This is a genomic window from Cellulomonas sp. FA1, from assembly GCF_000986825.1.
Classification (GTDB): domain Bacteria; phylum Actinomycetota; class Actinomycetes; order Actinomycetales; family Cellulomonadaceae; genus Cellulomonas; species Cellulomonas iranensis.
The window spans coordinates 3,842,793-3,856,308 of the sequence record NZ_LBMY01000001.1; the positions used below are offsets into that span (position 1 = coordinate 3,842,793).

8 protein-coding genes are annotated in these 13,516 nt (G+C 74.9%); 7 read left to right on the forward strand and 1 reads right to left on the reverse strand.

What is annotated here, in order from left to right; all coding sequences use genetic code 11:
- Positions 1 to 151 precede the first annotated feature (151 nt).
- The 6 genes from mfd to GY42_RS17345 all read left to right on the forward strand — a co-directional run bounded on the left by mfd (position 152) and on the right by GY42_RS17345 (position 10,696).
- On the forward strand, positions 152 to 3,805 hold the full coding sequence (mfd, locus tag GY42_RS17320; protein WP_046530259.1) for a transcription-repair coupling factor: 3,654 nt from the start codon (positions 152 to 154) through the stop codon (positions 3,803 to 3,805).
- Positions 3,806 to 3,929: 124 nt separating this feature from the next.
- Positions 3,930 to 4,496 (forward strand): hypothetical protein, encoded by a 567-nt coding sequence (locus GY42_RS17325; RefSeq protein WP_046530260.1) that lies wholly within the window; start codon positions 3,930 to 3,932, stop codon positions 4,494 to 4,496.
- A complete protein-coding gene (locus tag GY42_RS17330; protein ID WP_236686834.1) occupies positions 4,493 to 5,257 on the forward strand; it encodes a MazG nucleotide pyrophosphohydrolase domain-containing protein in 765 nt (254 codons plus the stop codon). Before GY42_RS17325 ends, GY42_RS17330 begins: the two co-directional genes overlap by 4 nt.
- A 222-nt stretch (positions 5,258 to 5,479) precedes the next feature.
- The gene (locus tag GY42_RS17335) at positions 5,480 to 7,036 is read left to right on the forward strand and encodes a Re/Si-specific NAD(P)(+) transhydrogenase subunit alpha (protein ID WP_046530261.1); all 1,557 of its coding nucleotides are present in this window, start codon (positions 5,480 to 5,482) and stop codon (positions 7,034 to 7,036) included.
- Positions 7,037 to 7,041: 5 nt separating this feature from the next.
- On the forward strand, positions 7,042 to 8,433 hold the full coding sequence (pntB, locus tag GY42_RS17340) for a Re/Si-specific NAD(P)(+) transhydrogenase subunit beta (protein WP_046531198.1): 1,392 nt from the start codon (positions 7,042 to 7,044) through the stop codon (positions 8,431 to 8,433).
- Between the two features lie 139 nt (positions 8,434 to 8,572).
- Positions 8,573 to 10,696 carry an endo-1,4-beta-xylanase gene (locus tag GY42_RS17345; protein ID WP_082131637.1) on the forward strand — a complete coding sequence of 708 codons (2,124 nt, stop codon included), beginning with the start codon at positions 8,573 to 8,575 and terminating at the stop codon, positions 10,694 to 10,696.
- Positions 10,697 to 10,792: 96 nt separating this feature from the next.
- Here GY42_RS17345 and GY42_RS17350 read toward each other — a convergent pair whose 3' ends face one another.
- Positions 10,793 to 11,614 carry a putative protein N(5)-glutamine methyltransferase gene (locus tag GY42_RS17350; RefSeq protein WP_046531200.1) on the reverse strand — a complete coding sequence of 274 codons (822 nt, stop codon included), beginning with the start codon at positions 11,612 to 11,614 and terminating at the stop codon, positions 10,793 to 10,795.
- 202 nt (positions 11,615 to 11,816) lie between these two features.
- Between GY42_RS17350 and eno the strand changes: the two genes are divergently transcribed.
- A complete protein-coding gene (eno, locus tag GY42_RS17355; RefSeq protein ID WP_046530262.1) occupies positions 11,817 to 13,097 on the forward strand; it encodes a phosphopyruvate hydratase in 1,281 nt (426 codons plus the stop codon).
- Positions 13,098 to 13,516 lie beyond the last annotated feature (419 nt).

Consider the following 13,516-nt stretch of genomic DNA (forward strand, 5'->3'; position numbering starts at 1 on the left):
GCCCGCGCTCGCCCCCGGGGCCCGTGCCCCCCACGGCCCCGGGGGCGATGTCGGCGGGCGTCCGTAGAATCGTGCACCGACCCCGGTCCCGCGCGGATCCGGGGCTCGCGTGCTGCCCTCGCCGCCCGCCACCCCGCACGAAGGACCCCCGATGGACCTGACCGGCCTCCTGCCCGCCCTGCTCGCCGACCCCGCGGCCGCCGAGGCCGTCGCGTCCGTCCGTGCGCGCGGCGAGCTCGACGTCGTCGGTCCCGCCGGCGTGCGTCCCCCGCTCCTCGCGGCGCTCGCGGGCGCGCACCCGACGACCGGCCCCGCGCCCGACGCCGCCGCGGTGCGTCCGCTGGTCGTCGTCACCGCGACGGGCCGCGACGCCGACGAGCTCGCGGGCGCGCTGCGCTGCTACCTCCCGGACGACGACGTCGCGGTGCTGCCGAGCTGGGAGACGCTCCCGCACGAGCGGCTCAGCCCGCGCGCCGACACGGTCGCGCGGCGGCTCGCGGTGTTCCGCCGCCTCGCGCACCCGGACCCCGAGCCCGGGCCCGCCGGACCGGTCCGCGTCCTGGTCATGCCCGTGCGCGCGCTGCTCCAGCCGGTCGTCGACGGCCTGGGCGAGCTGCGCCCCGTCGAGATCCGCACGGGCGACCGCGTCGACCTCGACGACGTCGCGCAGCGCCTCGTCGACGCCGCGTACGCGCGCGTCGACATGGTCGAGCGGCGCGGCGAGTTCGCCGTGCGCGGCGGCATCCTCGACGTCTTCCCGCCCACCGAGGACCACCCGCTGCGCATCGAGCTGTGGGGCGAGGACGTCGAGGAGATCCGCTGGTTCTCGGTCGCCGACCAGCGCTCGCTCGAGGTCGCCGACCACGGCCTGTGGGCCCCGCCGTGCCGCGAGATCCTGCTCACCGACGACGTGCGCGAGCGCGCCGCCGCGCTGCGCGAGCGCCTGCCCGGTGCGCTCGACATGCTCGACAAGCTCGCCGACGGCATCGCGGTCGAGGGCATGGAGTCGCTCGCGCCCGCGCTCGTCGAGCGCATGGTCCCCGTGCTCGACCTCGTGCCGGACGCGTCGCTGCTCGTGCTCGTCGACCCCGAGCGCGTGCGGCGCCGCGCGCACGACCTGGTGGCCACGACGCAGGAGTTCCTCGAGGCCGCGTGGACGTCGGCCGCCGCCGGCGCCGCGACGCCGCTCGACCTGTCGGCCGCGTCGTTCGCCTCGTTCGCCGAGGTCCGCGCGCTCGCCGCGGTGCGCGGCCTGGGCTGGTGGACGCTGTCGGGCTTCACGCTCGACGCCGACGCGGTCACGGGCGACGACGCGACGGGCCGCGACGACGCGCCGCCCACCGCCGCGCCCGACGCGCGGACGCTCGTGGTCGCGGCGCGCGAGGTCGAGCGGTACCGCGGCGAGGTCGCGCGCGCCGTGTCGGACGTGCGGCGCCTGCAGCAGGACGGCTGGCGGCTCGTGCTCGCGACCGAGGGGCACGGCCCGGCGCAGCGCATGGTCGAGCAGCTGCGGTCCGCCGACGTGCCCGCGCGGCTCGTCGCGACCCTCGACGACGAGCCCGAGGGCGGCGTCGTGCTCGTCGTCCCCGCCCCCGCGGGCCCCGGGTTCGTGCACGAGCAGCTGCGCGTCGCGCTGTTCAGCGAGTCCGACCTCACGGGCCGCGCCGGCTCGAGCACGCGCGACATGCGGCGCATGCCGAGCCGTCGTCGCAACGTCGTGGACCCGCTGCAGCTGCGGCCGGGGGACTTCGTCGTGCACGAGCAGCACGGCGTCGGGCGGTTCGTCGAGCTCGTGCAGCGCACGATCGGCACGGGTGCGAGCGCGGCGACGCGCGAGTACCTGGTCGTCGAGTACGCGTCGTCGAAGCGCGGGCAGCCCGGCGACCGGCTGTTCGTGCCGACCGACCAGCTCGACCAGGTGACGAAGTACGTGGGCGGCGAGGCCCCGTCGCTCAACCGCATGGGCGGGTCCGACTGGCAGAAGACCAAGGGCCGCGCGCGCAAGGCCGTCAAGGAGATCGCCGCCGAGCTCATCCGGCTGTACTCGGCGCGGATGGCCACGCCCGGGCACGCGTTCGCGCCCGACACGCCGTGGCAGCGCGAGCTCGAGGACGCGTTCGCGTACGTCGAGACGCCCGACCAGCTCGCGACGATCGACGAGGTCAAGGCCGACATGGAGAAGACGGTCCCCATGGACCGGCTGATCTGCGGCGACGTCGGCTACGGCAAGACCGAGATCGCGGTGCGGGCGGCGTTCAAGGCCGTGCAGGACGGCAAGCAGGTCGCGGTCCTGGTGCCGACGACCCTGCTGGTCCAGCAGCACTACGACACGTTCGCCGAGCGCTACGCGCCGTACCCGGTGACGGTCAAGGCGCTGTCGCGCTTCCAGACGCCGAAGGAGTCCAAGGAGGTCGTCGAGGGGCTGTCGGACGGGTCCGTCGACGTCGTCATCGGCACGCACCGGCTCCTCACGGGCGAGGTGCGGTTCAAGGACCTGGGCCTGGTCATCATCGACGAGGAGCAGCGGTTCGGCGTCGAGCACAAGGAGACGCTCAAGGCGCTGCGCGCCAACGTCGACGTGCTCGCGATGAGCGCGACGCCGATCCCGCGCACGCTCGAGATGGCGGTCACGGGCATCCGCGAGATGTCGACGCTGGCGACGCCGCCCGAGGAGCGGCACCCCGTGCTGACGTTCGTGGGCCCGTACGAGGAGAAGCAGATCTCCGCGGCGATCCGCCGCGAGCTGCTGCGCGAGGGCCAGGTCTTCTACGTGCACAACAAGGTCGAGTCGATCGAGCGCACCGCGTCGCGGCTCAACGAGCTGGTGCCCGAGGCCCGCGTCGCGGTCGCGCACGGCAAGATGGGCGAGCACCAGCTCGAGCAGGTGATCGTCGACTTCTGGGAGAAGAAGTTCGACGTGCTGGTCTGCACGACCATCGTGGAGACGGGACTCGACATCTCGAACGCGAACACCCTGATCCTCGAGCGCGCGGACCGGCTGGGGCTGTCGCAGCTGCACCAGCTGCGCGGGCGTGTGGGGCGCGGCCGCGAGCGCGCGTACGCGTACTTCCTGTACCCGCCCGAGGTGCCGCTCACCGAGACCGCGCACGACCGGCTGCAGACCATCGCGGCGCACACCGACCTCGGCGCCGGCATGGCCGTGGCCATGAAGGACCTCGAGATCCGCGGCGCGGGCAACCTGCTCGGCGGCGAGCAGTCGGGGCACATCGAGGGCGTCGGGTTCGACCTGTACGTGCGGATGGTCGGCGAGGCGGTCGCGTCGTTCCGCGGCGAGGAGGCCGAGGAGCAGCCCGACGTCACGATCGAGCTGCCGGTCGACGCGCACATCCCGCACGACTACATCGCGCACGAGCGGCTGCGCCTCGAGGCGTACCGCAAGATCGCGGCGGCGCTCGACGAGACGACGCTCCGCGAGGTCCGCGCCGAGCTCACGGACCGGTACGGGGCCGTGCCGCCGGCGGTCGACACCCTCTTCGAGGTCGCGCAGTTCCGGCTGCACGTGCGGGCCGCGGGCATCGCGGACGTCACCGCCCAGGGCCGGTTCGTGCGCTTCGCGCCGGTCGAGCTGCCCGAGTCGGCGCAGCTGCGGCTCAAGCGGCTGTACCCCGGGTCGGTCGTCAAGCCCGCGGTGCGCACGGTCCTCGTCCCGTTCCCCACGACCGCGCGCATCGGCGGCAAGCCGCTGCACGGCCGCGAGGTCATGACGTGGGCGCGGCAGTTCATCGACGCGGTCGTGCGCGGCGACGTGTCGGTCGCGGCGTCGGTCGGCACGACCGGGCGCTGACGTGCGTGCCGCGCCCGCGGCGCGGCGCGCACGTCGTTCGGGCCTACGATGTCGGGCGACACCCACGGAACGTGAGCGGGAGGCCCTGGTGGCGGTGCGACGGACGCGAGGACGCGGACGGCTGATGGCGGGCGCGGTGGCGGCGGTGGGGCTGCTCGCGGGGTGCTCGGGGCAGCCCGGGGCCGCGGCGGTCGTGGACGGGCGGACGATCTCGACCGCCGAGCTCGCGCGCGCGGCCGAGGAGCTCAAGCCGATCTTCAACGGCGCGGGCACCAACGACGTGCTCGGCGTCCTGATCAACGAGCCGTTCGCGACCGAGGTCGCGGCCGAGCGGGGCGTCGGGGTGAGCGACCAGCAGGCGCTGGACCTGCTGCGCTCGGTGACCGAGCAGGCCCTCGGTGCGGAGGCCGCGGCCGACGCCGAGTTCGGCGAGGGCGCCCTGGCCGTCGCGCGGTACTCGCTCGCGGTCACCGGGCTGCGGGACGTGCCCGACGCGCAGGACGCGATGCTCGAGTACCAGGAGAAGATCTCGGCCGCCGACGTCGAGGTGAACCCCCGGTTCGGCGACTACACGCCCGAGACCGGGGTCACGGCGCCGGTCGCGCCGTCGTGGATCGTGCCCGAGGGCGGCCGAGACGCCGCCGCGGTGCCGGAGGACGGCAGCACGCCGGCTCCGACGCCCGCGCCGTGACCGTCGACGCGGCGCCGCCCGAGGGCGACGCCGTGCGGTCCGTCGGCTCGGTCCGCTCGAGCGCCGCGCAGGTCGAGGCGCTCGAGCGCGTCGTCGCGCTCATGGACCGCCTGCGCTCGCCGGGCGGCTGCCCCTGGGTGGGGGCGCAGACGCACGCGACGCTGCAGCAGTTCGTGGTCGACGAGGCGCACGAGCTGGTCGAGGCCGTCGAGACGGGTGACCGTGCGGGGCTGCGCGAGGAGCTCGGCGACGTGCTGCAGCAGGTGCTGTTCCACGCGCGCGTCGCGGCCGAGCACCCCGACGACCCGTTCGACCTCGCCGACGTCGCGGACGGGCTCGCGGCCAAGCTGGTCCGGCGGCACCCGCACGTGTTCGCGCCGGACGGGTCCGACCTGCCGGACGCGGGCCTCGACGTGGCGGCCGTGCACGACGCGTACGAGCGGCTCAAGCGCGAGGAGAAGGTCACGCGCGCGTCGGCGCTGGACGGCGTGCCGCCGTCGCTCGGCGCGCTGTCCCGCGCCGAGAAGCTCGTGGCTCGCGCCGACCGTGCGGGCCTGCTCGCGGCCGCCCCGCTGCCGCCCGCGGCACCGGACGGGGCCGCCGCCCGTGACGTTCCGCCGCTCGACGACCGGGGGCTGGGGGAGCGGCTGCTCGCGCTCGTCGCCGCCGCGCACCGCGACGGGCTGGACGCCGAGGGTGCGCTGCGGCGCGCGACCGCCGCGTGGGAGTCGTCGGCGCGTTCCGCCGAGGCCTCCGCCTGACGCGTCGGCACCGGCGCCCGGGGGATCGGGCGCTCCCCAGGCACCGGCCATGTCTCGGGTGGTGAGACGACGGGGCGGGTCGTGGGCCGTCGGTGGCAGCGCCCGCAGGTAGAAAGCGCATTCCGGGCCAAAGGTCCGAGCCTGTCCGCGCCGCGTCCGACCAGGATGGGCGCGTGAGCGGGACCCACGTCCCGCTCCCGTCACCGTCGAAGGAGAGCACGCATGAGGATCGGCGTCCCGCGCGAGCAGCGCCCGGGGGAGCGGCTCGTCGCCGCGACGCCCCGGACCGTCGCCAAGCTCCGCGACCTGGGCTACGAGGTCGTCGTCGAGCGGGACGCGGGCGCGGCCGCGACGTTCACGGACGAGGCGTACGAGGCCGCCGGCGCGCGGGTCGCGGACCGCGAGGAGGTCCTGGCCAGCGACGTCGTCACGGCGGTCCACCTGCCGTCGGACGTCGGGGCCATGCGCGCGGGCGCGACGCTCGTCGCGACCATGGCGCCGTTCGCCGACCCCGACCTGCCCGCGCGGCTCGCCGCGCACGGCGTCACGGCGCTCGCGCTCGACGCCGTGCCGCGCATCTCGCGCGCGCAGGCCCTCGACGTGCTCTCGACGCTCTCGAACGTCGCCGGGTACCGCGCGGTCATCGAGGCCGCCGAGGAGTTCGGCGGCATGTTCACCGGGCAGGTCACGGCCGCCGGCAAGACCCCGCCCGCGAACGTGTTCGTCATCGGCGCGGGCGTCGCGGGCCTCGCGGCCCTCGGCACCGCGAGCAGCCTCGGCGCGCAGGTCCGCGCGTTCGACGTGCGACCCGAGGTCGGCGAGCAGATCGAGTCGATGGGCGCGACGTTCGTGCAGGCCGAGGGCGCGAGCCAGGAGGTCTCGACCGACGGCTACGCGCGCGAGCTCACGGCCGAGCAGGAGCGCCTCACGGCGCAGATGTACGCCGAGCAGACCGCGTGGGCCAACGTCGTCGTCACCACGGCGCTGGTCCGCGGGCAGGCGCCGCGCACCATCACCAAGGAGATGGTCGCCGCGATGGCGCCCGGGTCGGTGATCGTCGACCTCGCGGCGTCCGGCGGCGGCAACTGCGAGCTCACCGTGCCGGGCGAGCGCGTGGTGTCCGACAACGGCGTGGTCGTGCTCGGCTGGACCGACCTGCCGAGCCGCATGCCGCAGCACACGTCGCAGCTGTTCGGCACGAACGTCGTGCACCTGCTCGCGCTGCTCACGCCCGGCAAGGACGGCGAGCTCGTGCTCGACCTCGACGACCCCGTGCAGCGCGGCATGACGGTGACCACGGGCGGCGACGTCACGTGGCCGCCGCCGCCCGTCGCGGTCTCCGCCGCCCCGGCCGCCACCCCGGCCGCCCCGGTCGAGACACCCGAGGAGCTCGCGGCGAAGAAGGCCGCCGCGCAGGCCGCGGCGCAGCGCCGGCAGCGCCGCAACGGCGTGCTCGCGGGGCTCGGCGCGGTGCTCACGGCGGTCGCGCTGACGGCCGCCCCCGCGTCGTTCCTCAGCCACGCGACGGTCTTCGCGCTCGCGGTGGTGGTCGGCTACTACGTCATCTCGAACGTCAGCCACTCGCTGCACACGCCGCTCATGGCCACGACCAACGCCATCAGCGGGATCATCCTGGTCGGCGCGCTGCTGCAGATCGGGCACGAGTCGTGGGTGGTCAGCACGCTCGCGTTCGTGGCGGCGACGGTCGCGGCGATCAACATCTTCGGCGGGTTCCTCGTCGCGTTCCGCATGATCCACATGTTCCGGAAGGAGGCGTGACGGTCGTGCTCACGTCGCTGGCCCAGGCCGTCTACCTCATCGCCGCCATCCTGTTCGTGCTGTCCCTCGCGGGGCTCAGCAAGCAGGAGACCGCGCGGCGCGGCAACCTCTACGGCATCGCGGGCATGGGGCTCGCGCTGCTCGCCACGGTCGCGCTCGCGGCCGACCGCTCGCAGCGGCCCGTCGCCGTCACGCTCCTGCTCATCGCGATGGCGCTGACGCTCGGGGCGGTCGTCGGCACCGCACGCGCACGCCGCGTCGAGATGACGCAGATGCCCGAGATGATCGCGGTGCTGCACTCGTTCGTCGGCCTCGCGGCCGTGCTCGTCGGCTACAACTCGTACCTCACCGAGGCCCCCGACGCGCTGCACCTGGTCGAGGTGTTCCTCGGCGTGCTCATCGGTGCCGTGACGTTCACCGGCTCGGTCGTCGCGTTCCTCAAGCTGTCGGCGCGCATGAAGAGCGCCCCGCTCATGCTGCCGGGTCGCAACGCGCTCAACCTCGGTGCGCTCGTCGCGTCCGCGGGGCTCCTCGCGTGGTTCCTCGCGTCGCCCTCGCTGCTGCCGCTCGTGCTCATGACCGTCGTCGCGCTCGCGCTCGGCTGGCACCTCGTCGCCTCGATCGGCGGGGGTGACATGCCGGTCGTCGTGTCGATGCTCAACTCGTACTCGGGCTGGGCGGCCGCGGCCGCGGGCTTCATGCTGAGCAACGACCTGCTGATCGTCGTCGGTGCGCTCGTCGGGTCCTCGGGCGCGATCCTGTCCTTCATCATGTGCACGGCCATGAACCGGTCGTTCGTGTCCGTCATCCTCGGCGGCTTCGGCGCCGAGGGCGGCACCGTGGCGGCGGTGGACCGGGACTACGGCGAGCACCGCGAGGTCAGCGCCGGCGAGGTCGCCGAGATGCTGCGCGAGGCGCGCAGCGTCGTCATCGCCCCCGGGTACGGCATGGCCGTCGCCAAGGCGCAGTACCCGGTGGCCGACCTCGTCGCCAAGCTGCGCGCGCAGGGCACCGACGTGCGGTTCGCCGTCCACCCCGTCGCCGGCCGCCTGCCCGGGCACATGAACGTGCTGCTGGCCGAGGCCAAGGTGCCGTACGACATCGTGCTCGAGATGGACGAGATCAACGACGACTTCGGCGACGTCGACGTCGTCCTCGTGATCGGCGCGAACGACACCGTCAACCCGGCCGCGCTCGACGACCCGTCGTCGCCCATCGCGGGCATGCCGGTGCTCGAGGTGTGGAAGGCCAAGCAGGTGGTCGTGTTCAAGCGGTCGATGGCCACGGGCTACGCGGGCGTGCAGAACCCGCTGTTCTTCCGCGAGAACACCGCGATGCTCTTCGGCGACGCGAAGGACCAGGTCGAGCAGATCGTCGCGCCGCTCGCCGTCGGCTGACGCACGGCGCGGACGCGCACGCGTACGCCGTCGCGACGGGCCGGGAAACGTTTCACAGGCTGACCCGGCCCGTCGTGCCGCCCTAGCGTCGCGGCGGGCCGCCACCCGGCGGCCCTCCCGCGCGCGAAGGAGCGTCCGCATGCCGTCCGCCGGCCCCGCCGTCCCGAGCCCCGCCGACCCGGGCCCCGCCGACCCGGGCCCCGCCGTCCGGTCGCTCGCCGTCACGGAGCGGGCCCGCACCGCCCTCGCCGTCGTCCTCGCCGCGGCCCTGGTCGCCGTCGCCGCGGTCGCGGCGGTGGTCGTCCCGGGCGCCGCGCCGGCGCGCGCGCAGTCCCCGGCCGTCGTGCTCGACGACGACTTCGAGACCGACGCGGGCGGGTGGGCGGGCCGCGGCGACGCGACCGTGTCGCTCACGGCCGACGGCGCCCGCGGCACCCGCAGCCTGCTGGTGCAGGGGCGCACGCAGTCCTGGAACGGCGCCGCGGTCGACGTCACCGACGTGCTCGTGCCCGGCACGACCTACACGATCGGGCTCTGGCTGCGGCTGCCCACCGGGTCGGGCGAGGCCGGGCTCCGCGTGTCGGTGCAGCGCGACGTCGACGGCGTCGCGTCCTACGAGACCGTGACCACCGTCGAGCGCGTCACGTCGCAGTGGACGCAGGTCGTCGCGTCGTACACGCCCGGCCGGTTCGACACCGCGTCGCTGTACGTCGAGTCCACGGGGTCGCTCACGGACTTCCTGCTCGACGACGTGCTCGTCAGCGGCGTCACGTACACGCCCGACCTGTCGCTGCCGTCGGTGGCCGACGCGCTGGCCGACGACTTCCCGTTCGGCCTCGGCATCGAGCCCGTCGACACGCTCGGCGGCCGCGGCGACCTCGCCGCGCACCACGCCGTGCAGATCACGCCCGGCAACCAGATGAAGCCCGAGTCGGTGCAGCCCGCCGAGGGCACGTTCACGTTCGGCGACGCCGACCTCATGGTCGACTGGGCGCGCGCGCACGACATGCGGGTCTACGGGCACACGCTCGTGTGGCACCAGCAGACCCCCGCGTGGTTCTTCGAGCGTGACGGCGCGCCGCTCACGACGTCGACCGCCGACCAGGCGCTGCTGCGCGATCGCCTGCGGACCCACATCGAGGCGGTCGCCGACCACTTCCGCGACACCTACGGCGAGTACGGCACGCCCGGCAACCCGATCTTCGCGTTCGACGTCGTCAACGAGGTGATCGACGAGAGCCAGCCCGACGGCCTGCGGCGCAGCGAGTGGTACCGCGTCCTGGGGGCGTCGTACGTCGCCGACGCGTTCCGGTACGCGCGCGCCGCGTTCGGCCCCGACGTGCTGCTGTTCATCAACGACTACAACAGCGAGTACCCCGACAAGCGGGCGCCCTACCTGCGCCTCGTCACCGACCTGCTCGCGCAAGGCGCGCCCGTCGACGGGGTCGGCCACCAGCTGCACGTCGAGGTCGGCCGCTCGGTGCCCATGATCGAGGACACGATCGAGGCGTTCGAGGCGCTGCCCGTCACGCAGGCGGTCACCGAGCTCGACGTCTCGACGTACCGGCACGCGGGCGAGCAGTGGGCCACGCCGCCCGCCGACCGGCTGCTCGAGCAGGCGTACTACTACCGCGACGTGCTGGCGATGCTGAAGCGGCACGCGGCGTCGCTCGAGTCGGTCACCGTGTGGGGCCTCGAGGACTCCCGCACGTGGCTGCGCGCCGGGGCCGCGCCGCTGCTGTTCGACGGCGCGCTGCAGGCCAAGCCCGCGTTCTGGGGCGTGGTGGACCCGTCCCGCATCGGGACGACGCCGACGCCGACGCCGACGGCCACGCCCACGCCGACACCGACGCCCACGGTCACGCCCACCCCGACGGTCACGCCCACCCCGACGGTCACGCCCACCCCGACGGTCACGCCCACACCCACGCCGACCTCCGGCCCGGCGACGTGCCGCGTGCAGTACACGACGCACGACTGGGGCACGGGCTTCACGGCGAACGTCCGCGTGACGAACACGGGCGCGACCGCGCTCACGTCCTGGGCGCTGACGTTCGCGCTCACCGGCGGGCAGCAGGTCACGCAGGGCTGGAGCGCGACGTGGGCGCAGCAGGGCACCGCGGTCACCGCGACCAACGCCGCGTGGAACGGCACGCTCGCGCCCGGCGGCTCGGTGGACGTCGGGTTCAACGGCAGCCACCCGGGCAGCAACCCGCGCCCGGCGTCGTTCGCGCTGAACGGCGCGACCTGCGCGGTCTCCTGACGTCCGCCCACCGGGACGCGGCCGCCGCGAGACCGGGCGGCGGGCACGCCAGGGTCGGCTGCCGCACGCCCGCCCCGGTCTCGTGGAGCGGCGGTCTCAGCCCGTGGGCGGCGGGCGGTGCGCGACGACGACGGTCCCGTCGACGTCGTCGTCGCGCAGCACCTCCACGGGCCATCCGGCCGGGCACGCGGCGCGCGTGAGCGTGACCTGCGCGCGGCTCGTCTCGACCAGCACGTGCCCGCCGGGTCGCACCCAGGCCGGTGCGGCGGCCAGCAGGCGACGCTGCACGTCGACGCCGTCCGGGCCGCCGTCGAGGGCGACGTGCGGCTCGTGCTCGCGCGCCTCGGGCGGCATGGTCGCGACCGCGTCGTGCGGCACGTAGGGCGCGTTGGCGACGAGCACGGCCACGCGCCCGCGCAGGTCGGCCGGCACCGGGTCGAGCAGGTCGCCGGTCCACGCGGCGCCGCGCCCGGCGAGGTTGCGGGCGGCCCACCCGACGGCCACGGGGTCGAGGTCCGCCGCGTGCAGCACCGCACCGGGGACGTCCCGCGCCACGACCGACGCCACCGGTGCGACGCCGCAGCACGCCTCGACGACCACCGGCGCCGGACCGGCCGCGCGCGCGAGCGCGACCGCCGTGCGGGCCAGCAGCTCGGTGCGGCGCCGCGGCACGAACACGCCCGGACCCACGTGCAGTCGCAGGCCGTCGAACGCGACCCACCCCAGCACGGTCTCGAGCGGCTCGCCCGCGACGCGGCGCGCGACCAGGCGCTCGAGGTCGTCGCCCGTGGCCGCCCCGGTCAGCAGCGCCGCCTCGTCCTCGGCGAACACGCAGCCCGCGGCCCGCAGCCGCAGCACGAGCGCGTCGGGTGCGCCGGCCGCGCCGGGCGCGTCGGGCGCGTGCGGCGGGACCGGCAGCGGCCCGCGCGGCGGGGTCGCGCCCTCGGCGGAGGTCACGTCGCATGCTCGCACGCGCGGCCGCCGCGGGGCGACCCTGCGCGGCACGGACGCGTCGTCGCAGGTCAGCGCGTCGCCGTCCAGCAGCCGAAGGTCCCTCCGTCACCGCTGACCAGCGGCACTAGGCTGGGTGCGCAAACCCACCGTCTGTCGAAGGAGCACCATGGCCAGCATCGAGGCCGTCGGCGCCCGCGAGATCCTGGACTCGCGCGGCAACCCCACTGTCGAGGTCGAGGTCGCCCTCGACGACGGCACCATCGCGCGTGCCGCCGTCCCGTCGGGTGCGTCCACCGGCGCGTTCGAGGCCGTCGAGCGCCGTGACGGCGACGACCCCCGCTACGGCGGCAAGGGCGTCCAGGGTGCCGTCAACGCCGTGATCGACGACATCGCCCCCGAGCTCATCGGCTTCGAGGCGAGCGAGCAGCGTCTGGTCGACGCCGCGCTCATCGAGCTCGACGGCACGCCCAACAAGGGCAAGCTCGGCGCCAACGCGATCCTGGGCGTCTCGCTCGCGGTCGCCAAGGCCGCGGCCGACTCGGCCGACCTGCCGCTGTTCCGCTACGTCGGCGGCCCCAACGCGCACGTCCTGCCCGTGCCGATGATGAACATCCTCAACGGTGGGTCGCACGCCGACTCCAACGTCGACATCCAGGAGTTCATGGTCGCCCCGATCGGCGCCACGACGTTCCGTGAGGCGCTGCGCACCGGCACCGAGGTCTACCACTCGCTCAAGTCCGTGCTGAAGAGCAAGGGCCTGTCGACGGGTCTCGGCGACGAGGGCGGCTTCGCGCCGAACCTCGAGTCGAACCGCGCCGCGCTCGACCTCATCCTCGTCGCGATCGAGAAGGCCGGCTTCGTGCCCGGCAAGGACGTCGCGCTCGCGCTCGACGTGGCCGCCACCGAGTTCTTCAAGGACGGCGCGTACCAGTTCGAGGGCGTCGCCAAGACGCCCGCCGAGATGATCGCGTTCTACGAGCAGCTCGTCGCGGACTACCCGCTGGTCTCCATCGAGGACCCGCTGTCCGAGGACGAGTGGGCCTCGTGGTCCGAGCTCGTCGGCAAGGTCGGCGACAAGGTGCAGATCGTCGGCGACGACCTGTTCGTCACCAACCCGGAGCGGCTGGCCAAGGGCATCCAGCTCAAGGCCGCGAACTCGCTGCTGGTCAAGCTCAACCAGATCGGCACGCTCACCGAGACCCTCGACGCGGTCGCCCTCGCGCAGCGCTCGGGCTTCACGACGATGACCTCGCACCGCTCGGGCGAGACCGAGGACACGACGATCGCCGACCTGTCGGTCGCGACGAACGCCGGCCAGATCAAGACCGGTGCGCCCGCCCGCGGCGAGCGCATCAACAAGTACAACCAGCTCCTGCGCATCGAGGAGGAGCTCGACGACGCCGGCATCTACGCCGGTGCGAGCGCCTTCCCGCGCTTCCAGGGCTGATCCAGCGCTGACGACGACGCCCGGCCCACCCTCGCGGTGGGTCGGGCGTCGTCGTGCGTGCGCCGGGTCCCGGTGCAGGACCTGCGGCGGGTGCGTGCGTGACGTGTGCCCGTCACCGGACACGGCCGCGCCACGTCCGGCCGATCCGTCGCGACCACGGCACAATCGGGCCCATGCCCACGTCGCGTCGTCCGCCCGCACCCGGCGCCGCGCGGCGCCCGGGCCGGGACGACGCCCCTCGGGCGCGACGCCGCGCGCGCCGCGACCCGCGGGTGCCCGCCCCGGGGGTGCGCCGTCGGCGCCGCGGGGCGCGCGCACGCCGCCGCCGCGGTCCGGCGCGGTCCCGAAGGTCGCCCCGTCGTCCTCGCGGCCCGGCGCGGGGCGGGGAGCCGCGGGCCGCTCGGGCCCGGGTCGCACGG